At 73.7% G+C, this 23,384-nt stretch carries 12 protein-coding genes and 1 pseudogene; 9 read left to right on the top strand and 4 right to left on the bottom strand.

Annotation, left to right across the window (positions count from 1 at the left end):
• Positions 1 to 74: 74 nt before the first annotated feature.
• The gene (locus tag ACFQ6S_RS32645; RefSeq protein WP_383417850.1) at positions 75 to 1,304 is read right to left on the bottom strand and encodes a DUF4190 domain-containing protein; all 1,230 of its coding nucleotides are present in this window, start codon (positions 1,302 to 1,304) and stop codon (positions 75 to 77) included.
• Positions 1,305 to 1,397: 93 nt separating this feature from the next.
• On the opposite strand from ACFQ6S_RS32645, the pseudogene ACFQ6S_RS32640 reads away from it, so the two are divergent.
• Positions 1,398 to 2,608: pseudogene (locus ACFQ6S_RS32640) on the top strand (serpin family protein).
• Positions 2,609 to 2,615: 7 nt separating this feature from the next.
• On the opposite strand, the gene ACFQ6S_RS32635 reads toward ACFQ6S_RS32640, so the two are convergent.
• Both ACFQ6S_RS32635 and ACFQ6S_RS32630 read right to left on the bottom strand, forming a co-directional pair.
• Positions 2,616 to 4,193 (bottom strand): S8 family peptidase, encoded by a 1,578-nt coding sequence (locus tag ACFQ6S_RS32635; protein ID WP_383417848.1) that lies wholly within the window; start codon positions 4,191 to 4,193, stop codon positions 2,616 to 2,618.
• Between the two features lie 205 nt (positions 4,194 to 4,398).
• Entirely contained in the window at positions 4,399 to 5,229 is an 831-nt protein-coding gene (locus ACFQ6S_RS32630; protein WP_383417845.1) for an oxidoreductase, read from the bottom strand.
• An 86-nt stretch (positions 5,230 to 5,315) separates the two neighbouring features.
• Between ACFQ6S_RS32630 and ACFQ6S_RS32625 the strand changes: the two genes are divergently transcribed.
• Positions 5,316 to 6,221 carry a LysR family transcriptional regulator gene (locus ACFQ6S_RS32625; RefSeq protein WP_383417842.1) on the top strand — a complete coding sequence of 302 codons (906 nt, stop codon included), beginning with the start codon at positions 5,316 to 5,318 and terminating at the stop codon, positions 6,219 to 6,221.
• 18 nt (positions 6,222 to 6,239) lie between these two features.
• Here the strand turns inward: ACFQ6S_RS32625 and ACFQ6S_RS32620 are convergent, their stop codons facing one another.
• On the bottom strand, positions 6,240 to 8,426 hold the full coding sequence (locus ACFQ6S_RS32620) for a DEAD/DEAH box helicase (protein ID WP_383417839.1): 2,187 nt from the start codon (positions 8,424 to 8,426) through the stop codon (positions 6,240 to 6,242).
• A 197-nt stretch (positions 8,427 to 8,623) separates the two neighbouring features.
• Between ACFQ6S_RS32620 and ACFQ6S_RS32615 the strand changes: the two genes are divergently transcribed.
• From ACFQ6S_RS32615 to ACFQ6S_RS32585, 7 genes are all read left to right on the top strand, one after another.
• Positions 8,624 to 12,265, top strand: a complete 3,642-nt coding sequence (locus ACFQ6S_RS32615; protein WP_383417837.1) for a WGR and DUF4132 domain-containing protein — start codon at positions 8,624 to 8,626, stop codon at positions 12,263 to 12,265.
• Positions 12,262 to 13,362: an AAA family ATPase gene (locus tag ACFQ6S_RS32610; protein WP_383417835.1), complete on the top strand. Its 1,101-nt coding sequence runs from the start codon at positions 12,262 to 12,264 to the stop codon at positions 13,360 to 13,362. Before ACFQ6S_RS32615 ends, ACFQ6S_RS32610 begins: the two co-directional genes overlap by 4 nt.
• Positions 13,362 to 15,731 (top strand): DUF5682 family protein, encoded by a 2,370-nt coding sequence (locus ACFQ6S_RS32605; RefSeq protein ID WP_383417832.1) that lies wholly within the window; start codon positions 13,362 to 13,364, stop codon positions 15,729 to 15,731. Before ACFQ6S_RS32610 ends, ACFQ6S_RS32605 begins: the two co-directional genes overlap by 1 nt.
• On the top strand, positions 15,728 to 16,912 hold the full coding sequence (locus ACFQ6S_RS32600) for a VWA domain-containing protein (RefSeq protein ID WP_383417828.1): 1,185 nt from the start codon (positions 15,728 to 15,730) through the stop codon (positions 16,910 to 16,912). Before ACFQ6S_RS32605 ends, ACFQ6S_RS32600 begins: the two co-directional genes overlap by 4 nt.
• The gene (locus ACFQ6S_RS32595) at positions 16,909 to 18,888 is read left to right on the top strand and encodes a hypothetical protein (protein WP_383417826.1); all 1,980 of its coding nucleotides are present in this window, start codon (positions 16,909 to 16,911) and stop codon (positions 18,886 to 18,888) included. Before ACFQ6S_RS32600 ends, ACFQ6S_RS32595 begins: the two co-directional genes overlap by 4 nt.
• A 102-nt stretch (positions 18,889 to 18,990) precedes the next feature.
• Entirely contained in the window at positions 18,991 to 21,603 is a 2,613-nt protein-coding gene (locus tag ACFQ6S_RS32590; protein WP_383417823.1) for a glycosyl hydrolase family 65 protein, read from the top strand.
• Between the two features lie 65 nt (positions 21,604 to 21,668).
• Complete coding sequence (locus ACFQ6S_RS32585; protein ID WP_383417820.1) at positions 21,669 to 23,378, top strand: serine protease; 1,710 nt, start codon at positions 21,669 to 21,671, stop codon at positions 23,376 to 23,378.
• The last annotated feature ends 6 nt before the right edge of the window (positions 23,379 to 23,384 follow it).

Raw genomic sequence — 23,384 nt, 5'->3', positions numbered from 1 at the left:
ATGTGATGACTTGTGCCCGCCGGGGGCTTTACGCAGGCACTTTCTCCCCGCTATAGCCGCGCTCACACCTGGGCTCACACATCGAGACCCCCCGCGCTCCCGCTCTCGTCACCGCTGCCCGAGTCGTCCTCGTACGTCGGCACGGTGGTTTCCAGGCCCAGAGCCTTGCGTGCGGTGACGGTGGCGGGGCCGTCCACATACTCGTAGCCGTTGTCGTAGTGCGCGTAGTACGTGTCCGCGTCCTTCGCGGCGGCCGCCCGCGCCCACTCCTTGTGGGCGTCCTCCATCTCCTCGATCAGGTCGGCGACCGGCTGCTTCGTGTCCGCCGCCCAGCGGTGCCCGCGCAGCGCCTCGATCTGTTCGCCGAGCACGGCGTGGACGTCCTTGGCCCATGCCTGGTTGGCCGCCAGGTCCTCCTCGGGGTATTCCTCGGGCTCCTCGTACAGCGCGGTGTCCACGGCGTTGGCCGCGGAGAGGAAGACGGTCTGGTCGGTGTCGAGCGTCGTCGGGTCGACGCGCAGCGAGCCGGTCAGCTTGCCGTTCTCCTCCGCGCTGCCGAACAGGCACGTGATCTCGCGGTCACCGAACCGCCAGCTCTGCCGGGACGGGATGAAGTAGTACACCTCCACGTCCTCCGGCACGGCCCAGGTGTCCATGGCGTAACCGTCCTGGAGCGCATAGCACTTGTCGTCGGCCGCCCGGCTGACCTCGTCGTCACCGGGGAAGCCGCCGCCCGGCAGTGTGACGACCCCGAAGACCTCGCCGTCGTGCGGGTCGGAGCAGGGCACCTCGACGACGTCGTACGCGTCCCCCTCCAGGTTGCCGTTCGGCGAGTCGAAGCAGTCGCCCTTGGCCAGCGCGTAGGCGGTGCCGTCGCCGCTCGCCGCGTCCTTGAAGCCGTCCCAGAAGTCCGAGGCGGAGCCGGTGGAGAGCGCCAGCGCCCACAGCACCAGCCCCACGGAGGACAGGATGGAGCCGGCGACCGCCATGCCCTTGCCGCGCTCGCCCTTCTTCTTGATCTGCGCCAGCGCGATCAGCCCCAGCACCAGCCCGACGGCCGGCACGAAGCAGAGGATGCCGAGGACGAGGGCACCGATGGCGACGCCGTTGACGGGCACGGGGCGGCCGTAGGGGCCGTACGCGCCGTAGGGGTACCCGTACGGGCCCTGGGCACCGGGTGTGCCGTAGCCGTACGGCGATGTCGGGGGCGACGGCGGTGCGTACTGCCCCTGCGCGGACGGCCCTTGGGCCTGCTCCGGGGACCCTTGTGGCTGGTGAGGTCCGGGAGGCGGAGGTATGGACACGAGTACCGTGCTCCTGGTTCAGGCGGCGGTGCCGGGCGACGGGAACGGGCGTACGACTGGGCGAATGGTAAGCGGGGAACGAGGGGGATGGTCATGCCAGTGACGAATGCGACGATCCGGGCGGTGAACGAGCTGACCGCCCGATGGGCGCAGGCGTCGGACCCCGCTGCGGGCGGCGGCACGGTCTTCTCGGGGGCGGGCGTGTGGCCGCTGCTCGCCTTCCTGGCGGACGGCGCGAGCGGTACGGCGAGGGCGGAACTGGCCGACGCGGTGGGCCTGCCGGCGGACGAGGCGGCGGGCGCGGCGCGGGAGTTGCTGGGTGCGATGGCGGCGATGCCGGGGCTGGACTCGGCCCTCGGACTGTGGACGAAGCGGACGCTGGAGCTGCGGGAGCGGTGGGAGACGGGGCTGCCGGCGGAGGCGCACGGCGTGCTGTCGGGGGATCCGGTGGCCGACAAGGGGAGGCTGGACTCCTGGCGGCGAAGCGGACGGGTGGGCTGATCGAAGAGATGCCCGTTCCGCTCGCGGAGGACACCGAGATGGTGTTGGCGAGCGCGCTGGCGTTGCGCACCGTTTGGCTGAAGCCGTTCCGGGAGACGTGCTGGATGCCGGAGGCCGGGCCCTGGTCCGGGCGGGAGTTGCTGGGGCTGTGGCGCAGGAGCTCGCTACTGGACCGGATCGGCGTCGCCGACACACCGGCGGGACATGTCACCGAGCTGAAGGTGCTGGGCAATTCAGCGATCGACGTCCATCTGCTGCTGGGCGAGGTGGGGATGGCACCCGGCCGGGTGCTGGCGGCCGGAGTGGGCATCCTGGCCCGCAGGCATCCCGTCGTCCCCGGGTACCGGCTGCCCTACGGCGAGGTGGGCCCCGGTGTGCACGTCGTGAAGGAGCGCCGTACGACCCCCGAGCCACCGGCGCTGGCGGTCACGGCCGTGGCGTACGACGTACGGACGAGCCACGATCTCGGTGACCACCACGAGGTGTTCGGGCTCACGGCGGCGATGACCGAGCGGCCCTCGGGTCACTTCGCCGGCATCAGCGGCCGTCCGCTGCACGTCGCCTCGGCCGAGCAGTCAGCGATGGCGAGGTTCGGCGCCCGCGGTTTCGAGGCGGCGGCGGTGACGGCCTTCGGCATGGCCGGGGCAGGCATGCCAAGGCTCCGCTGGGTGACCACCACCGTCGAGGCCGCCTTCGACCGCCCCTTCGGCTTCCTGGCCGTGCACCGCCACACGCGGCTCGTCCTCGCGGCCGGCTGGGTCACGGACCCGGAGCCGTTCCGCGAGGACGAGGACGATCACTGACCCGGCATCAGAACTGCAACGCCCAGGCGTCGATCCGCCCGGTGTCGTAGTTCGCGTTGTCGCTCACGCGCAGCTTCCACGTGCCGGCCGCGGCCTCCGATGAGGCGTTCACCGAGTACGTGGTGTTGATGTTGTCCGAACTGCCGCCGGTGCCGTACGACTTGAGCGTGTACGCCGTGCCGTCCGGGGCGATCAGCTGGACCTGGAGGTCGCCGATGTATGTGTGGACGATGTGCACCTCGACGGGCAGGGCCGCGGGCGCGTTGCCCGAGACGCCGGAGACGGTCACCGGGGACTCGACCGTGGTGTTGTCGGCGATGGCGTAGTCACCGGTGTTCTCGAAGCGCGGGCCGGGCGGGGTGGTCGTACCGCCGCCGACGTACAGCAGCCGGTTGGGCGAGCCGGTGCCCGGGCCGGTGACGACGCCGGTGGTGGCGGCGGACGTCAGGGCCGTGGAGACCTGGGCCGGGGTGGAGGTGGGGTGGTCGGCGAGGTACAGGGCGGCCGCGCCGGCAACGTGCGGGCTCGCCATCGACGTACCGGAGATGGTGTTGGTCGCCGAGTCGCTGGAGTTCCAGGTCGAGGTGATGGACGAACCCGGCGCGAACAGGTCGAGCACCGAGCCGTAGTTGGAGTAGCTCGCCTTGGCGTCGGTCGAGGTCGTCGCGCCGACCGTGATCGCCTCCGTGACCCGTGCGGGCGACTTGGTGGAGGCATTGGTCGACTCGTTGCCGGCCGCCACGGCAAAGGTGATGCCGGAGGCGATGGCGTTGCGTACGGCCGTGTCGAGGGCGGTGTCGGCGCCGCCGCCGAGGGACATGTTGGCGACGGCCGGCTTGACCGCGTTCTGGGCGACCCAGTCGATACCGGCGACGACCTGCGCGGTCGTACCGGAACCGGAGTTGTTCAGCACACGGACGCCGACGACCTTGGCCTTCTTGGCGACGCCGTACGCGCCGCCCGCGACCGTGCCCGCGACGTGCGTGCCGTGGCCGTGGCCGTCCTGGGCGGTGTTGTCGTTGTCGATGGCGTCGTAGCCGTAGGAGGCCCGGCCGCCGAAGTCGCTGTGGGTGATGCGGACGCCGGTGTCGATGACGTACGCGGTCACGCCCTGCCCGGCCGAGTCCGGGTAGGTGTACGAGCTGTTCAACGGGAGGTTCTTCTGGTCGATGCGGTCCAGGCCCCAGGAGGGCGGGTTGGCCTGGGTCGCGTTGATGCTGAAGGTGCGGTTCTGGACCACGGAGGCGACGGCGGGGTCGGCGGCGAGCCGCTTCGCCTCGGCCTGGGAGGCCTCGATCGCGTAGCCGTTGAGGGCCTTCCGGTACGTCCGCTCGATGCCGGCGCCGTACCCCTCGACGAGGTCACGCCCCGCCTTGGAGCCGGAACGGGCGTGGTCGGCCCTGAGGGTCACGATGTAGCTGTCGGCGACGGCGCCCGCCGCACCGGCGTACTGGATACGGCCCTCGGGTGCGGCCGCGGCGGGGAGCGCGGAGCCGAGGCCTGCGGTGAGCGCCGCGGTGGCCGCCGCGCTGAGCAGGGCCAGTCTTCGGCGGGCCGTGCTGTGGGGAGTACGCATCACTGCCATCTGAGGGGTCCTCCTCAATCGGTGGTGCGCTGGTGGGGGTTGCACGGGTGCACGCACCAGGCGGACGCGACATAGACAGGGACATGTCAAATGTCGATGTCGCACCTGTGCGTCAGCCGAAAGATTGAGGGCTCCACAGGAATTACACAAGGGGCCTGCACGGCGAACTCGGCCCGTGGGGCCCTGCCGAGTTCACCGGATCAGGTCAGTCGTCGAAGGACGTCGCCCGGGTCCGCTTCTCCCAGGCCGCGATGTCGCCGCGCACCTGGTCGAGGTGACCGAGTACGGCGTCGACGCCGTCGTCGCCGAGCGGCAGGCGCAGCGGGGTGTGCTCGGACTCCAGCGCGGCGAGGATCAGAGCCGCCGCCTTCGCCGGGTCGCCGGGCTGGGTGCCGTCGCCGCCCGAGACCAGGCCGCGGGTCTGGCTCACCTTGGGGTACCGGCCGCTGTCCGCGCTGGTCCCCCTGCGCCCCGTCTCGAACAGGGACGTACGGAAGGAACCCGGCTCCACGATCAGCACCTTGATGCCGAACTCGGCGACCTCGTCCGCGAGCCCCTCGGACAGGCCCTCCAGCGCGAACTTGGTTCCGCTGTACGCCGAGAAGCCCGCGAAGGACATCTGCCCGCCCATGCTGCTCATCTGCACGATCGCCCCGGAGCGCCGCTCACGCATGTGCGGCAGCACCGCGCGGGTGAGGGCGGCCGGCCCGAAGACATGCACCTCGAACAGCTCGCGCAGCTCCTGCTCGGTGGTCTCCTCGAAGGCGCCCACGTGTGTGCGGCCCGCGTTGTTGACCAGCACGTCGATCCGCCCGTGCCGGTCGATCACATCCCGAACGGCCGCCTCCGCGGCACCCGTCTCGGCCACGTCCAGCCGCAGCGCCTCCACCTGGTCGGGGTGCGCGGCCACGAGGTCGTCCAGGCCCTCGGGGCGCCGCATCGCACCCACCACCACATCGCCCTCGGCGAGCGCCACGTCCGCGATGGCCCGCCCGAATCCGCTGCTCGCGCCGGTGATCAGCCACACCTTGTTCATGACAGCTCCTCGTATCGCCGTGATGCGGACCAGCCTGCTGCGCGATGGGGTTGCCCGTCCAAGACCCACGCTGATAACCGATGGTTATGGCTATGGACGTTCACGTACGGGACCTGCGCTACTTCGTGACGGTGGCCGAGGAACTGCACTTCACGCGCGCGGCCGAGCGGCTGTACGTCTCCCAGCCCGCGCTCAGCAAGCAGGTCCGGGCGCTGGAGCGGCAGCTGGGCGTGGAGCTGTTCCGTCGCGAGCCGCAGGACGTGACGCTCACCGAGGCCGGCGCGGCACTGCTGCCGCACGCCCGGCGGGTGCTGGACGCCTGGTCTCAGGGGGCGGCGGCGCTGGAGGCCGCGCGGGCGGTGGCACGCGGCACGCTGGTGGTGGGCATGAGCACCAGTCCGGGGCGCGGTGGGCTGCTGCCCTCGATCCGCTCCCGTTTCACCGCCGCGCACCCGGACACCGTCCTGCGGCTGCGGCAGGTGAGCTGGGAGGACCCGACGGCGGGCCTCGCGGACGGTGAGGCCGACGTGGCCTTCGTGTGGCTGCCGCTGCCGGACGCCGGACGCTACGGCTGGACCGTGGTCGCAAAGGAGCCCCGACTGGTCGCCCTGCCCGAGGCCCATCCGCTGGCCGCCCGCGCGGAGGTCGACTTCACGGACCTGATCGAGGAGCCGTTCCTCGCCCTGCCGGCGAGCGCGGGGCCGTTGCGCGACCACTGGCTGGCGCTGGAGGAGCGGGGCGGGCGCCTGCCGCGCATCGGGGCCGAGATCGCGAGCACCGAGGAGACGTACGAGGCGCTGGTCGCGGGGCTGGGGGTCTGCCTGGTGGCCGCGGGCAACGCCCCGCTGGTCTCGCTGGGCGGGGTGGTGACGCGTCCGGTGCGGGGGCTGACGCCGAGCCGGTATGCGCTGGCCTGGCGGCGCGAGGATGCCGGGCGGCCACTCGTACGGGCGTACGCGGAGGCTTGTCGCCGGGCGGCGGGGCGGTCATGAACCCTTCTCGCCCGGCCCTCACGCCCCTTCCGTCGCGGGCTCCGCCGGGGTCGTGCCCAGCCGGGCCTGCTCCTCCTCCACGATGCGGCGGGCCAGGCTCAGATCCGAGATGTCGACGGCGTCCGGGGTCGACTCGGCGACCGCGCTGCGGCGGGCGTACGCGTCGAACAGGCGGGACTTGTTCTCCAGCATCCGCACCAGGCGTTCGTCCACCCCGCTCGTGCAGAGCAGGCGGTGCACGCGGACCGAGCGGACCTGGCCCATGCGGTGGGCGCGGGCGACCGCCTGGTGTTCGATGGTCGGCTTGAGCTGGGGTTCGCAGAGGATGACGACCGAGGCGGCCTGCATGTTGAGGCCCACTCCGCCCGCCTCGATCTGCGCGAGCAGGACCGCATGGCCGGGCGCGGCGGCGAAGTCGTCGACGATCCGCTGACGGCGGGCGGGCGGCACGCTGCCGTTGATCGGGCCGTGGACCCGGCCGTTGATCCCGTCAGCCGGCTCTCGGCCGTCCGTCAGCGCCTTGTCGACCGCTCCCAGTACGTCACGGAAGGCCGAGAACACCACGACCTTCAGCCCGTTCTCCGCCGCCTCCTCGGCGATCTCGCGCAGCCGCTCCAGCTTCGCCGACCGTTCGGGACGCGCGTACGCCGCTCTGCGCATGGCCATGAAGTTGCCGGCGCGTACGGCCTCGCGGTAGGCCTCCTCGTCCTGCGCGCTGGGCTCCTCCCACTCGTCCGTGTGCTGGAGCGCGGGGAGTTCGGTGAGGACGTCCTGCTGGTTGCGGCGCAGATAGACCGGTGCGACGGCCTTGCGGAACGCCTTGGATCCGGCCACCCCGTCGACGGTCTCGGCCAGGGCGGGCTGGAGTATGCGCACCAGGCTGCGGAACTCCTCGACGCGGTTCTCCATGGGCGTACCGGTCAGGAACAGCACGCGGTCACAGTGTTCCGCCCACTCGGAGACGGTCGTCGAGCGGCGGGTTCGGGGATTCTTCACATAGTGGGCCTCGTCCACGACGAGCATGCCCAACTCGCCGCCGCCGGGCGCCGGGAAGCCGCGCAACGCGTCGAAGGTGGTGACCGCGACCCCGCCGCGCCCCTTCCAGTCGGCGAACGCGTCCTGCCGGTCGGGGCCGTGCAGCGGGGTCACGCGCAGCGCGCTGCGTTTCTCGATCTCCCGGGTCCAGTTGATGAGCACGCTGGCCGGGCAGACCACGAGGAAGTGGCTCTGGCCCTCGGCGGCGAGGTGGGCCAGTGCGGCGATGGCCTGGATCGTCTTGCCGAGCCCCATCTCGTCGCCGAGGATCACCCGGCGCTGGGCGAGGGCAAATCGTGTGCCGAAGGCCTGGTAGCCGCGCAGTGAGACCCGGCGGTGCGTGTCGTCGAGCGTCTGGTTCCTGACCCGCTCGGCCACCTCGTCCGGCAGGAACCCCTCGGATGCCGCCGGGTCGGGGGCCCGGCCCGAGAGCTCGGCGAGCAGGCCGTAGTACTCGGCGGAACGGAGCTCGAAGTCGACCAGCGCGGCCACCTCGGACTCCGGGCGACGCAGCAGGTCGACCGAGGCCTGGGCGAGCAGCTGCGGGACGCCGTCCTGGCCGGCCTGCTCGGTGAGCGCGCGGACCTCCGCCAGGGCCGCCAGCGCCCGTTCCCGTCCGGCTCGGCCCGCGAGCAGCATGCGCAGCCGCCCGGCCGTGGGCGCCGCGTCGGAGAGCAGTGGGCCGAGCCGCTCGGTGAGCGTGCGGGCCGTGTCGACGGCCCGGCGTGCCTCGGGGCCCGCCTCCACCAGGACGCTGAGCGCGACGACCAGGGCGGTGGTCCGGGGCTCAGGCCGGTCCACGTCGATGTGTACGGCGATGGTGTCGCGCACGGCGTCGGCGATCCGGCGGGCGGCGGCCACGGTCTGGTCGGCGGTCTGCTGTCCGACCCCGGGCAGCTGCCGCAACCGGTACGAACCGGCGTCGAGGACCTGCCCGACCGTGCGGAACCCGCCCTTCTCCACCTCGCCCAGGCGCAGCCTGCCCTCGGTGAGGTCCTTGAGCCGGGCCACGGGGATGGCGTCCAGCTCGCGGCGCGCCAGGTCGTCATGGAGGGGTTTCAGTGCCTCGCGCACCGCCTCGACGGCCCGTGCGTGATCGTCGGCCACCGCCCGCGCCGCGTCCCACAGACGCCGGCCCCCGGCCACCGCCTCCCGCTCACTCCGGCCCATCGCGCCCCGCCCCTCTCGCCCCTCTCATCGCGTTCCCGCATCCTGCCATTGCCGGGACGGACGGCAACGCCTGCCCGGTGTACTGACAGTGAGGGTGGAACGGGCCGCCGCGGGGCCGTTGTCAGTGGGCGCGTCTACTGTGGCGGCCAGTTGATCGAGCGATCACCGGCCGGGGGGCCGGGCGAAGGGGAGGGGCCGTGCGGCGCTGGGAGTTTGTCGGGGACGGGTCGGCGAAGTTCTGGGAGGCGGAGGCCGACGGGGTCGCCGTCACCGTGCGCTACGGGCGGGTCGGCACCGAGGGCCGTACACAGGTCAAGGAGTTGGGCTCGGCCGAGGCGGCTGAACTCCATCTGGCCAAGGTGATCGCGGAGAAGGAGCGCAAGGGGTATCGGGAGGTCGCGGTAGCGGTCGGCGCCGCGGCCGCGGGTTCGGGCGAGGTCGTGGCCGGGGGGACCGGGCAGGCTTCCGCCGAGGCTCCGGTCGACGCCGGGGAGCCGGCCGGGGCCTCGCCGGACGACGTCGTCCTTCCCGATGAGGACGCCTTCGAAGTACCGCCCGCCTGGCGGCGGTTGGCCCACCCGAGGCGGGGCGGGAGCCGGCGGAGCGGCGGCGGGCCGCGCAAGGACGCCGAGGAGCTGGTGGCGGGCCGGCTGAAGGAGGAGGCGGACTGGGTCGAGCAGATGCTCTGCGCGCCGAAGAGTGAGCCGGAGATCGTCGAGGCGGTCCGCGCGCATCTGAACGGCAGCCCCAGTCCGCTCGGCGCGGCGGCCCTGGCCTCGTTGACCATGCACTACCAGCTGCCCGAAGGGGTCTTCGTGGACGCCTGGGTCCAGGCCCACGGCCTGGCGTTCGCCGCGCGGGCGGTGGTGGAGTACTTCGACATCGACGCGCGCTGGACGCAGTACGGCAGCAAGCGCGAGGATCCGCGGCTGCGCTTCCGGCACCCCGTCGGCCTGGTCGACGCCCAGTGGGCCCGGCGTCACTTCGCGGACCGGATGCGGGTGTTGCTCGCCGTAGCCGACGAGGAGGTGTACGGGGAGGCCGTGGCCGCGCTGGGGCGGTTCCGGGACGGCGAGCGCCACCGGATCGTCGTGTCCTATCTGGTGCCGGGCGAGCGGGAATGGGTCGCCGAGTGCTGCACGGGCGAGGTCGTGGACGACCCGACGCTGCAGGAGATGCTGCTGTGTTCGCTCCACTCCCCGGCCCAGCTCGCGTACTTCGGCGACAAGCTGCGCCTGAGCTGGGGCGGCTGGTCGATGGCACTCATCGCGACGCTCGCCGAGGGCACCGGCGCGGCGTTCGCGCCGCTGCTGGAGAACGCGCTCCGGCAGGCGTACGGCTCCGACCGGACCAAGAGCCTCGCCGGTGCGCTTCTCGAGCTGCCGTCGGACGACGCCTTCGGGATCCTTCTCGCCCGCGTCGAGGAAAAGCACGTCCGCCCGTCCCTGCTGGAGGCGATGCGGCGCTACCCGGTCCGCGCCCTGCGCCTGCTGGGGCAGGCGGCACTCGGTTCCGCCAAGTACGCCTCCATGGCGGAGCAGTTGCTGACCGCGCACATCCAGGCGCACCCGAAGCTGACGGCCGCCGCGCTGCCCGACCTCCCCACCGAGGTCGCCGCTCTCGTCGAACCGCTGCTCACCAGCCCCGACCGGGTGGCCGATGCCCCCGCGGAAGCGCTGCCCCCGCTGCTGGTCGGCCCGCCGTGGACGAAGAAGCGCGCGGCTCGCAAGGCGCGCGTGGCGGACGAGACGCCGGTGGTCCCGCAGCCGCGGGTCGCCTGGCTGCCGGGTGAGCGGGAGCGGTGGGCCGGCGTCGAGTCCTGGTACGCCAAGTGGCGCGACCAGTACACCTGGAGCCGGGAGATCGAACTTCTCCAGCAGGGCGGTCAGTTGAAGGACGTCCGGGACGCCCGGCTGTTCGTCGTGGGCGCCGAGGACGTCGTACGTCCGCTGCTGGCCACCTGCGCCCCCGAGGACTACTGGGACGGTGAGGCCACGCTCAAGCCCGTCGCGGCCAGGCACGAGACGCACGCCCTGCCGCTGCTGCTGCGCGCCGCCACCCGGCACCCCGCCACGCTGGGCACGCTGGTCCTGCCGTTCGTGGACGTCGAGGTCGCGGGTCTGGTGAGCGACTGGCTGGCCCGGCTGAAGTCGGCCGACGCCACGGCCCGTGCCTGGGTGTCGCGGCACGGACCGGCCGCCGTGCCGGTGCTCGTCCCGCACGCGGTGGGCAAGCCCGGCACCGTGCGGCGCGGCGCGGAGCAGGCACTGCGCCTGGTGGCCGACGCACACGGCGCCGAGGCGGTGCTGGCGGCCGTCGCCGGGTCCGGACCGCAGGCCCTGGGCATCGTCGAGGAGCTGCTGTCGCTCGACCCGCTGGAGAGCGCCCTTCCCGCGCGCATGCCGGTCGTCGGCGCCTGGGCGGAGCCCGCGCTGCTGCCGCAGATCCTGCTGACGGAGGGCGGCGCGCTGCCCCCCGACGCGGTACGCCACGCCTTCACCCTGCTGGCACTGTCCAGGCCAGGCGAGGTCTACCCCGGCCTCGACGTGCTGACCGCGCACTGCACCGCCGACTCCCTCGCCGCCTTCGCCTGGGGCCTGTTCGAGCAGTGGCGGCTCGCCGGGATGCCCCCGAAGGAGAGCTGGGCGCTGCACGCGCTCGGCTGGCTCGGGGACGACGAGACCGTACGCCGTCTCACTCCCGTGCTGCGCGCCTGGCCCGGCGAGGGGGCCCACCACCGTGCCGTGGAGGGGCTGAACGTCCTCGCGACGATCGGCAGCGATGTGGCGCTGCTGCATCTGCACGGCATCTCGCAGCGGGTGCCGTTCAAGGCCCTGAAGGTCCGGGCCCAGGAGAAGATCGCCGAGGTCGCCGAGGGTCTGGGCCTGACGGCCGAGCAGCTGGGCGACCGGCTCGTGCCCGACTTCGGCCTCGACGCGGACGGCAGCACCGTCATCGACTACGGCACCCGGCAGTTCACGGTCGGCTTCGACGAGCAGCTGCGGCCGTACGTCCGCGACGCCGACGGCAAGCCCCGCAAGGCGCTGCCCGCGCCCGCCGCCAAGGACGACCCGGAGCTGGCACCGGCCGAGCGCAAGCGGTTCGCCGGGCTCAAGAAGGACGTGCGCACGGTGGCCGGCGACCAGGTACGGCGCCTGGAGGCGGCGATGGTCACCGGGCGTTCCTGGACGGCCGCCGAGTTCCAGGAGCTGTTCGTGGCGCATCCGCTGCTGTGGCATCTGGTGCGGCGTCTGGTGTGGCTGAGCGAGGCGGACGGTGAGGTGACGGCGTTCCGGGTGGCGGAGGACCGTACGTTCGCCGACGTCGAGGACGACGAGCTGACGCTGCCCGAGAAGGCGAGCGTCCGGCTGGCGCATCCACTGCACCTGGGTGAGGACCTGGGCGCCTGGTCGGAGCTGTTCGCCGACTACGAGATCCTGCAGCCCTTCCCGCAGTTGGGCCGTGCCGTGCACGCGCTCTCCGAGGAGGAGGCCGCGGGCCATCGGCTGGCCCGGTTCGAGGGCGCCGCCGTGCCGGTCGGCAGGCTGCTCGGTCTGACCAAGCGCGGCTGGGAGCGGGGCCAGCCGCAGGACGCGGGCGTGGAGCGCTGGTTCCACCGGCGCATCGACGCCGGCAGCTATCTGGTGATCGAACTCGACCCAGGGATCGCCGTCGGCATGGTCGACGAGTTCGGCGACCAGACCTTCGAGACGGTCTGGCTCGACGACAGCCCGGGCGACTTCGCTCCGAGGCACGACTACCCGCTGCGTTTCGCCGGTCTCGACCCCGTCGTCGCCTCCGAGATCCTGGCCGACCTCACCGAGGTGACCGCGAAGTGAGCGCACCCGCCACGCCCGTGGCCACCGAGGAACAGCTTCAGCGCCCGCCCGCGGAGGTCCGCTACGCCGACGAGCTCGCCGCCCTGCGCGCGTCCGACGGCGACCCGCGCCCGCCGGGCTGGGAGCTCAGCCTGCGCGCGGCCCGCCGCTTCATCGCCGGTGACGAACGGGCCGGTGTCAGCCGCAAGTTCGTCGGCAATGTCTCCCTGGTGGAGCGTGCCCTGGTCACCCTGGCCACCAACCGCGGCCTGCTGCTCGTGGGAGAGCCGGGCACGGCGAAGTCGCTGCTCTCCGAGCTGATCGCGGCGGCCGTCAGCGGTAGCTCCGCGCTCACCGTGCAGGGCGGCGCGGCCACCACCGAGGACCAGATCAAGTACTCCTGGAACTACGCGCTGCTGGTCTCCGAGGGCCCCTCGCCCCGCTCCCTCGTCCCCGCGCCGATGCTGCGCGGCATGGCCGAGGGCCGGATCGTGCGGTTCGAGGAGATCACCCGCTGTCCGCTGGAGGTGCAGGACTGTCTGCTGTCGCTGCTGTCGGACCGGGTCATCGCCGTACCCGAGCTGGACGGGCCGCAGGGCATGGTCTTCGCCCGCCAGGGCTTCAACGTCATCGCCACCGCCAACACCCGCGACCGCGGCGTCAACGAGATGAGCGCCGCGCTCAAACGCCGCTTCAACTTCGAGACGGTCTTCCCCATCCCCGACTTCGACACCGAGCTGGCACTGGTCGAGGCCGAGGCCACGGCGCTGCTGCGGCAGTCGGGGGTGGAGCCGGGGCCGCGCCGGGACGTGCTCGAGGTCCTGGTGGGCACCTTCCGCGAACTGCGGGGCACGGCGGAGCGGGGCGAGCGGATGTCGACGGTGATGAGCACCGCCGAGGCCGTGTCCGTCGCGCATGCGGTGGGGGTGCGCGGCTGGTTCCTGCGCGGCGAGGCGGGCAGCGCGGCCGACGTGGTGGCGAGCCTGGCGGGCACAGCCGCGAAGGACAGTCCCGAGGACCTGGCCCGGCTGCGGCGGTTCCTGGAGCAGGAGGTGCCTCGGCGCAAGGGCGCGCAGTGGCGGGAGATGCATGACGCGCGGCATCTGCTGGGGGACTGATGCCGCGGACATCGAGGGCCGCCGACCTGTCGCCGCCCGCCACCACCCCTGACGCCGTCTTCCTCGGCGTACGGCACCACTCGCCCGCGTGCGCCCGGCTGGTCGGCCGGGCGATCGAGGAACTGCGGCCCGCGTATGTGCTGGTGGAGGGACCGGCCGACATGAACGACCGGCTGGACGAGCTGCTGCTCGGGCATCGGCTGCCGGTCGCCGTCTTCAGCCACTACCGCGACGAGACACGTGTCGCGACCTCGTGGGCTCCGCTGTGCGACTACTCCCCGGAGTGGATCGCGCTGCACCAGGGCCGTGCCTCGGGGGCCGAGGTGCGCTTCATCGACCTGCCGTCCTGGCACCCGGCGTTCGCGGAGCGGGCCGACCGGCGGACCAACCGCTATGCCGACGCCGAGGCGCGGTACGCGGAGGCGACGGAGCGGCTCTGCGCGCACTTCGCCGTGGACTCGGTGGACGCGCTGTGGGACGGGCTGTTCGAGATCACCGACCCGGGCGACGACCTCGAAGCGCGCCTCGACGCCTACTTCGAGCTGGTGCGCGGGGACGCCGAGGCCGATGCGGGTGACCGGGCGCGCGAGGAGTACATGGCGTCCTGGGTGCGCGCGGCCACGGCACGCGCCGGCGAGCGGCCGGTGCTGGTGGTGACCGGCGGCTTCCACCAGCCGGCGCTGCGCGCGCTGTCGTCCCGGAACGACGGCCGGGGCGACGGTGACGGCGACCGCGACTGGCCGGAGATCCCCACACCGCCGCCCGGCGCCCTCGGCGGCAGCTTTCTCGTGCCCTACTCCTTCCGGCAGTTGGACGCCTTCGCCGGCTACCAGTCCGGGATGCCTTCGCCCGGCTACTACCAGCAGCTCTGGGAGTCCGGTCCGCAGTCCGCCGCGCAGGGCCTGCTGCGCTCGGTCGCCGAGCGGCTGCGCGGCCGCGGGATCCGGGCGTCCACGGCCGACCTGATCGCCGCGCGCGGGCTGGCGCAGGGGCTGGCGCTGATGCGGGGCCACGCGTACGAGGCCCGGGTGGATGTCCTGGACGGTCTCGCCGGGGCGCTGATCAGTGACGATCTGGATCAGCCGCTGCCGTGGACGGGCCGGGGCACGCTCGGCGCCGGCACCCATCCCGTCGTCGTGGAGATGGTGGCCGCCTGCGCCGGTGAGAGCGAGGGGCGGCTGCATCCGGACACCCCGCTGCCCCCGCTGGTGCACGACGTCGCCGAGCGGCTCGCCCGCCTGGGTCTCGCCGATCCCGACGGCCCGGTCGCCCTCGACCTGACCGACCCCGACGGCCTGACGCGCAGCCAGGTCCTGCATCGCCTGCGGGTGCTCGATATCCCCGGTTTCACCCGAGTCTGCGGTCCGGCCGACGGGGCGGACCCGGTGTTCACCGAGCGCTGGGAGCCCGGTGAGGCGGGCGGGCGGGAGGCGGCGCTCATCGAGGCGGGCGCGTACGGGGCGCGGCTGGAGGAGGCGGCGTCGGTGGTGCTCGGCGAGCGGGCGCGCGAGGCGGGCACGGAGGCGGGGCCGCTCGCCGGGCTGCTGTTCGACGCGGTGCTGTGCGGCGTCGGGCCCCTGTGTGACGAGCTGCTGGAGGCACTCGCCGGCCAGGTCGGGCAGGTTCCGGAACTGGGCCCGCTCGGCGAGGTGTTGACGGCGGCGCTGGGCCTGTGGCGGCACGACCGGGTGTTCGGCGTGGCCCGTGGCCGGCTGCTGGGCAGCGTCGTCGCGGACGCGGCCGACCGCGTGTTCTGGCTGGCGGAGGGGCTGCACGGCGGTCCGGGGGTGGACTTCGCCCGGTTGCGCGCACTCGCGGCCGCCCGGGACGCGCTGCTGCACGCCCCGCAGCTGCTGTCGGTCACCCGGGAAGCCGCCGCCGAGGCCGCCGCCCGTATCGGCCGTGACCGGCGGGCGCCCGCCGACCTGCGCGGCGCCGCCTTCGGTCTGCGCTGGGTGCTGGGCACCCCCGACGACCCGGGGCCGGCCGTACAGGCTCTCGCGTCCTGTGCCGCCGACGCCCTCGGGGACTGGCTGGCCGGCCTGTTCGCGCTGGCCCGCGAGGAGGTCACCGCGGACGCGACGGCCGACACCGAGCCCCTGATCGACGTACTGGACGGCGTGGTCTCCGCGATGGCCGAGGACGACTTCCTCACCGGTCTGCCCGCGCTGCGCCAGGCCTTCGCCTTCTTCCCGCCCCGCGAACGCGAACGGATCGCCGAGCGCCTGCTTCAGCGACGCGGCAAGCAGGGTTCGGCCCGCTCCCTGCTGCGCACGACCGCCGACCCTCTGCTGCTGGCCCGCGCCCGCGCCCTGGAGGAGAACGTGACCCGACTGCTCGACCGGCACGGCCTGGGGACGGTGCGATGAACTCCCCGACGCCCGACCGGCCGTCCACGTCACCGGACCCCAGCCTGGAACGCTGGCGCCTCGTCCTCGGCTCCCCCGCAGAACGCTGCACCGGCCCCCTCCCCGCCTCGGCCGCCGCCCGTGACGCCGCGCTCGACTGGCTCTACGGCCGTGACGAGGACCTGCGCCGCCGGGGTGTGCGCCGGGGCGGCTCGGCCGACTCCCGCGAGGGCGGCAGCGGCCCCTCCCGGCTCACCGCCGTCGACTGGCTCGACGACATCCACCGGCTGTTTCCCAAGGAGACCGTGGAGCGGCTGGAGCGGGACGCCGTCGAGCAGTACGGCATCCACGAGATCGTCACCGACCCGGACGTCCTGGCCCGCGTGGAGCCCAGCCAGACCCTCCTGCGCGCCGTCCTGCGCACCAAGCATCTGATGAACCCCGAGGTGCTGACGGCGGCACGACGGATCGTCGAAACGGTCGTACGACAGCTGATGGAGCGTCTGCGCCCCGAGGTCCGCCGCGCCTTCACCGGCTCCCGCTCCCGCCGTCCCAGCCGTCTGCCGCTGGCCCGTGACTTCGACTTCCGGGCCACCATCCGCGCCAACCTCGCCCACTACCAGCCCGGGGAACGCCGCATCCTCATCCAGCGCCCGCACTTCCACTCGCGCACCCGTCGCCATCTGGAGCAGTGGCAACTCGTCCTGCTGGTTGACCAGTCGGGCTCCATGGCCGGCTCGGTGATCCACTCCGCCGTCACCGCCGCCTGTCTGTGGAGCCTGCCGGGCCTGAAGACCCATCTGGTCGCCTTCGACACCGAGGTGGTGGACCTGACCTCCGAGGTGACCGACCCCGTGGAGCTGCTGATGGGGGTGCAGCTCGGCGGCGGCACCGACATCGCCCGGGCCGTGGACTACGGCGCCGCCCTGGTCGAGAACCCCAGACGCACGATCGTCGCCCTGATCTCCGACTTCTACGAGGGCGGCGACCCGTATCGCCTGGTCCGCACCGTGCGCGCGCTGGTCGAACAGGGGACGACGGTGCTGTGTCTGGCCGCGCTCGACGAGGGGGCCGACCCCGTGTACGACCGTGGGATGGCGGGGCGGCTGGCTCAGGTGGGCGCCCCGGTGGGCGCGATGACGCCGGGCCGGCTCGCGGAGTTCGTCGCCGAGAAGGTGGGCCGGGGAGGGCAGGGACAGTGACGGTCCGCGCCGATCTGCTGGCCCTGACGCCCCAGACGCTGGCCGCGCTCGCCAACCGGGGCCTGGTCAAGCGCGCCGAGAAGGACCTGACGGCCGGTTCCGGCCCGACGGTGACGGTCGCCGACGACGGAACCGTACGCGGGCGCTTCCCGGACGGCACGGACACGACGCTGCCGCCGGGACTCGGCCTGGACGCGGCGGACTGCGGCTGCGGGGCGACGGGAGTGTGCCGCCATCTCATCGGTCTGGTGCTGGCCTACCAGCGCGGTGGCGCCGGGGACCAGGGCGCCGGGGCGGATGTCCGACCGGCCGCGCCGGACGCCTGGGCCGACTGGTCGCCGGGAGAGTTCGACGACGACGCCCTGGCCGCCACGCTGGGCCGGCCGTCCCTCGCCGCGGCGCGCCGGGTCCGGGACCGCGGCTACCTCGCCCGGCTGCACCGCCCCACCGCCGACGACCCCGAGCCCCGGGTCGAACTGCCCACCTGCACCGTCCGTTTCCCGGTCCCGCACGAGCTGGGCTATGCCCTCACCGACGCCTCGGCCGCGCTGCGCGGCGAGGTGGTGACGCTGGCGGTCTGGGCGTTCCGCGCCGGGGACGAGGCGGGAACCTCGGACGTGAGCGTGGGCGGCCGGGCCGCCACCACCGAGCGCGCCGAGGGAGCCCTGCGCACCGCGCTGTCGCTCGCGGACGACCTTCTGCTGGACGGCGTGCAGCAGGCGGGGCCGGTGTTCGCCGGTTCCCTCGCCCGTGCCCAGGAGTCGCTCACGGCCGCCTCGCTGCACTGGCCGGCCGGGGCCGTGGCCGAGTTGCGGGAGCAGCTCGACGCGTATGCCGCGCGCGGCACCCACTACGCCGCGCAGCGGTTCGCCCTGCTGCTGGCCGAGCTCCACGCCCGTCACCGCGCGGCGGCCGGCGACCCGGTGGGGGTGCTCGGCACCAAGGAGGCGCCCGAGACCCCGCTGCGCCGGGTGCGGTTGGTGGCGCTCGGCTGCCGGATCGGCGGCACCGCGAACGACCGCAGCGCCGAGACGTACTTCGCCCACGCCGACGCCGGGATCGCGCTGGTGCTGCGCAAACGCTGGGACCTGACGGAGGGCCAGGACCCGACCGGGCACGAACTCGCCGCCCGCCGCCTGCTCGGCTCCCCGCTGCGCACGCTCGCCGCCTCCAACGTCGTCAGCGAGCACACCTCACGCGCCGCCGACCGGACCGTCACCATCTCCCGGGGCCGGATCGCCGCGACCGGCGTCACCCCGCTCGGCTCGGCCTGGCGGGAGCTGCCCGACACTCTGCTGGTCCGGGACACCGCCGCCCATCTGCGTGCGGCGGGCCAACGGCCGCCGGGGCTGATCCGGCCACGCGTCGAGGCGGAGTCGGTGCGGGTGGTCGAGGTGGCCGCCGTGGAGTCGGTCGGCTACGACCCCGCCGCGCAGCGCCTGGAGGCGGTCGTACGGGACACGGCGGGCAACGACGTCCTGGTCGGCACCGAGTACAACCCGCTGTGCCCGGGCGGTCTGGACGCGCTGGCCGCCGCGCTCGACGAGGAGGAGGTCCACTGTGTCAGCGGCATGCTGCACCGCGCCCACGGCCGGATCGCGCTGGACCCCCTGGCCGTGCTCACCGCGAAGGGCGTGACCGTCCCCGACCTCGCTCCGGGCGACGGCGACACCACGCTCGCCCTGGCCGGAGCACGCCCGGCCGACCCGATCACCGCCGCCCTCGAATCGGCCCTCACCGCCCTCGCCCAGGCGGCCCACCAGGGCCTGCGTCATCTGACCACGCCGGCCCGCACCCGCCTCGCCGACAGCGCGGCGACCCTGCGACGCACCGGCCTGCACACCGCCGCCCGCCTCGTCCGCGACCTGGACGCGACCCTCCGGCAGGACGGTGCGACGGCTGCCGTCCCGGCCTGGGCGGACGCACAGATCCAGCTGGCGGTGAGCCTGGAACTGCACACGGAGGGAACCGACTGACGCCGCGAACGGCGCTCCCGCACCCCCGCACGCCCCGCCCCATTCGTGGTAATTCCACGCGCTTTCCTCCCCTCCACCCCGCCCGCCCCGCATCGTCGACCCGTGACGAAGCCCCACCTCATCGCCCCCCTCCTGGCCGCCACGCTCCTCCTCCCCGTCCCCGCCCTCCATCCGGCACACGCGGCGCCCCCTTCCCCCGGCACCGGCTGCGAGGCACCCGGCTGGGCCCCGACCGCCACCCGGATCGACCCGGAGGACGCTCACCACCCCTATGTCGGCAACGGCTACCTGGCCACCCGGGTCCCGCCCACCGGCACCGGCTACGCCGCCTCCGGCGAGAAGACCGGCTGGCCGCTGTACACGCCGCGCTACGACGGCTCGTTCGTCTCCGGTCTCTACGCCCGCGGCCCCGAGAACACCGCCGGCCGTGAGGCACTCGCCGCGCTGCCCAACTGGACCGGACTCGACGTCAAGGCCGGCGGCGAGACCTACGGCGCCGAGAGCCGCGTCTCCGGCTACCGCCAGACCCTCTCCCTGCGCTGCGGCCTGCTGCGCACCGCCCTCACCTGGACCACCCCCGACGGCCGCCGCACGGACCTCACCTACGACGTGCTGACCTCCCGCGACGACCCGCACACCGGCGCCGTGCGCCTGCGCGTCACCCCGCACTGGCACGGCGAACTCACCCTCACCGACCGCATCGACGGCCGCGGCGCCCGCCGCGTCGCACAGACCGACGCCCGCCGGGTCGACGCCCGCACCATCGGCGTGGCGTTCCGCACCGACGGCACCCGGGTCGACGGCGCGGTCGCGTCCACCCTCCACGCACCGCCCGGCGGACGTCCACAGGGCGCCCGTACGGGAAAGGAACTGAGCGCCAGTCAGGCCGTCACCGTCCCCGTCCGTGCCGGACGCACCTACACCGCGACCAAGTACGTCGGCGTCGACACCGCCCTCACCTCCCGTGACCCCCGCTCCGACGCCCGCAGGGCCGCGCAGCGTGCGGCGGGGCGCGGCTGGGCGGCGCTGCTGCGTTCGCACAGCGCGGCCTGGCGTGCCCTGTGGAAGGCCGACATCGAGGTGCCGGGGCACCCGGACCTGCAGCTGTGGGTGCGTTCGGCGCAGTACGGCCTGCTGTCGTCGCTGCGTGCGGGCGCCCGTGACAGCATCGCGCCGACCGGGCTGACCAGCGACAACTACGCGGGCATGGTGTTCTGGGACGCGGAGACCTGGATGTTCCCGTCGCTGCTGGCCACTCATCCCGAACTCGCCCGCCCGATCCTGGAGTACCGCCACCGCACCCGTGCGGCCGCCGCCGACAACGCGGCGAAGACGGCCGTGAAGGGCCTGTTCTATCCGTGGACGAGCGCGAGCCACGGGCGGCTGTGGAGCGAGTGCCAGAGCTGGCGGCCGCCGCACTGCGTCACCCAGAACCACCTCCAGGGCGACATCGCGCTGGCCGCCTGGCAGTACTACCTCTCCACCGGCGACCGCGCCTGGCTGCGGGACCGGGGATGGCCGCTGCTCAACGGGCTGGCGCAGTACTGGACTTCGCGGGTGACGGCGAACGACGACGGTTCCTACTCCGTCAAGGAGGTGGCCGGTCCCGACGAGTACAGCAACGGCGTCACCGACGGCGCCTACACCAACGCCGTCGCCGCGACCGCCCTGCGCGCCGCGGCCGACGCCGCCCGTGTGCTGGGCCGGCCGGCCCCGGCGGACTGGCGGCGAATCGCCGGGCGGCTGCGCATCCCGTACGACGCGGAGCGCAAGGTCTTCCTCCAGTACGACGGCTACGACGGCTCCCCGATCAAGCAGGCCGACACCGTGCTGCTCGTCTACCCGCTGGAGTGGCCGATGCCGGACGGTGCCGCGGCGGCGACGCTCGACCACTACACCGCCCGTACCGATCCGGACGGGCCGGCCATGACCGACTCGGTGCACGCGATCGACGCCGCCGCGATCGGCGAACCGGGCTGTGCCGCGTACACCTTCCTGCGGCGCGCCTATCAGCCCTTCGCGCGGGGCCCGTTCGCACTGTTCTCGGAGGCGCGCGGCGAGCGGGCGGGCGCCGCCGACCCGCTCGCGGGCTCCCCGGCGCAGGACTTCCTCACCGGCAAGGGCGGCTTCCTGCAGGTCTTCACGCACGGCCTGACCGGTCTGCGGCTGCGCCCGGACGCCCTGCGCCTCGACCCGACGCTGCCGCCCCAGCTCTCGGCCGGGGTAAGGCTGTCGGGGCTGCGGTGGCGTGGACGTGCGTACGACATCGCGATCGGACCGGAGACGACCACCGTCCGGCTGCGCTCCGGTGAGCCGCTGCGGCTGGACACCCCCGAGGGCCGCTACACCCTCTCCGACGAGGTCACCCTCAAGACCCGCCGCCCCGACCTCGCGCCCACCCCGGACCTGGCCCGCTGCCGTACGGCGACGGCGAGTTCCGCCGAGCCGGGGCTGTACGCGGAGGCGGCCGTCGACGGCAGCCCGGCCACCGTCTGGTCCCCGGCGGCGGAGCGCGGGTCCCTCACGGTGGACCTGGGGCGTGCGGTGCGGGTGGGTACGGTGCGGCCGAGCTGGAAGACGAGGCCGGCGTCGTACGACACCGAGGTCTCGGCGGACGGACGGCGGTGGCATCCGGTGGACGGGAGCGCGGTGCGGTACGTGCGGGTGAGTGTGCGGGGCGAGGCTGCGCTGGCCGAAATCGACGTTCGTACGTGAGTGCTGGGGTCACCCTGGCTTGACAACTCGGGTCGATGTGGCGCCCGTTGCCATACCGTGGGCATATGGCGCTGCATCACCACAGTGACAGTCCGTGGCGAGTGAGGGTCGACGACGAGGACGGCACGCCCTGTGGCGCCGGTGTGCTCCTCGACGACCGTCATGTGCTCACCTGCGCGCATGTCGTCCGGTACACCGGAGCGGCACCCGGGGGCTCCAGGGATCGACTGCGGATCAGCAGTGTGGCGTGCCGGCCGGAGTGGACCGTCACCGCGCGCGTCGCCCCGGGCACCTGGGTGCACGAGAACGGCACACAGCGCGGCGACGTGGCACTGCTGGAACTCGACGAGCCGTCCGGCTGCGGCACCCGGACGAAGCTGTGGAAGGCGCCCATCGCCGGCGGCACGGTGCGGGTGTACGGCTTTCCCCAGGCAGAGCCGTTCTTCGGCATGGGGACGGACGCGCAACTGGCCGGCTCCGGCGGGCGGCAGGGCGAGTGGGGCCTGCTGAAACGGGTGCGCACCGGCGATCCATGGATCGAGCGCGGGTACTCGGGCGCGGGCGTGATGGCGATGGGCGGCGCGTTCGACGGGCGTGTCATCGGCATCGTGGTGGCCGACTTCGTCGACGGCGACGCGAAGGCGGCGTGGATGCTGCCGACGGAGACGGTGCTGACGTATCTGCCCCGGATCGGCGAGCTGGAGTTCACCGACGGCGACCCCACCGACGAATTCGGCCGAACCCGCGGTGAGTTGCCCGACGACGTGCTGGGCGACCCGCTGCGGCTCGCCCTGACGCAGGAGCTCACCCGGCTGCTCGACAGCGGCCGGCCCGGCACCGTCGTCGTCGGCACCGGCGGCACGACCGCCGTCGGTGACTCCTGGCTGGTGCGCCTGGTGCGCACGGCCGACCCGGCCTCCCGGGCCGGCGTCTCCGACGCGGAGCTCACCGGCGCGCCCGGCGACACGGTCCTCGGGCTCGGCGCGATCGACGCGGCCTACGACGCGCGCGGCAAGTCGGTCGCCGACGTCTGCGGCTATCTCGCGCGCCGGTTCGGGCTCCCCGGCGGGGACGCCCGCGACGTGGCGTGGCAGCTCCTGCGCCGCAGACCGCCCGCCTGTCTGGTGGTGGGCGGCGTGGACCGGGCCGAGGACCCGCAGGCCCTGGTGCGGGACCTGCTCGGGGAGTTGGCCGACCGCGCCCGGTCGCGGGGCATCCGGCTCGTCCTCGGCTTCGAGGGCGCACCGCCTCGAAGTCTCACCCACGACGTGTCCCTCGACCCGGAACCGATCCGCGGGTCCGCCGTCGGGGGCGTGAGCGCCGAGCGGGCCCAGGCGGTCGTCGCCCGGCTCGCCGCCGACGAGGACGCCGCGGCCGCGCTGGACCAGGAGTGGGGCGTACGGTTCTTCGCCGCGCCGCGGCTGCCGCCGCGCACCGCGCCCCGCCTGCGGGTCCGGCTGGCCGTCGCCCGCGCGAACGAGCCCGGCCCCGAACTCACCGCCGTGCACGAGCAGGCCGTCGCGGCCCGCGCCGCCCTGGCCGGCTTCGACCGTGATCTGCGCCGGATGATCGAAACCCACCAGGACCTCTCCTCGACCCTGGAACTGCACCGCTTACGAGCCGCCCGGTACTTCGGCGACGAGGACCGTCGCCTCGCCGAACTCCACGCGCCGGCCGCCCGGGCGCTGGGGACCGTGCCGATCAGGCTGGCGGTCGCCCGCCGGGCGGTCCGCAGTTACATCGACGAGCTCAACCGCCGTATCGAAGAAGGGTGACGCCGT

Source organism: Streptomyces sp. NPDC056479 (assembly GCF_042795335.1).
Taxonomy (GTDB): Bacteria; Actinomycetota; Actinomycetes; order Streptomycetales; family Streptomycetaceae; genus Streptomyces.
Note: the sequence above shows the minus strand (reverse complement) of the source record. Positions and strands in the feature narration are given on the sequence as shown.

What these genes read in the sequence shown, in the direction of transcription:
- ACFQ6S_RS32620 (WP_383417839.1), bottom strand. Translation starts at nt 8,426, where the DNA reads ATGGGCCGGAGTGAGCGGGAGGCGGTGGCCGGGGGCCGGCGTCTGTGG.
- ACFQ6S_RS32585 (WP_383417820.1), top strand. Translation starts at nt 21,669, where the DNA reads ATGGCGCTGCATCACCACAGTGACAGTCCGTGGCGAGTGAGGGTCGAC.
- ACFQ6S_RS32625 (WP_383417842.1), top strand. Translation starts at nt 5,316, where the DNA reads ATGGCTATGGACGTTCACGTACGGGACCTGCGCTACTTCGTGACGGTG.
- ACFQ6S_RS32600 (WP_383417828.1), top strand. Translation starts at nt 15,728, where the DNA reads ATGAACTCCCCGACGCCCGACCGGCCGTCCACGTCACCGGACCCCAGC.
- ACFQ6S_RS32635 (WP_383417848.1), bottom strand. Translation starts at nt 4,193, where the DNA reads ATGGCAGTGATGCGTACTCCCCACAGCACGGCCCGCCGAAGACTGGCC.
- ACFQ6S_RS32605 (WP_383417832.1), top strand. Translation starts at nt 13,362, where the DNA reads ATGCCGCGGACATCGAGGGCCGCCGACCTGTCGCCGCCCGCCACCACC.
- ACFQ6S_RS32630 (WP_383417845.1), bottom strand. Translation starts at nt 5,229, where the DNA reads ATGAACAAGGTGTGGCTGATCACCGGCGCGAGCAGCGGATTCGGGCGG.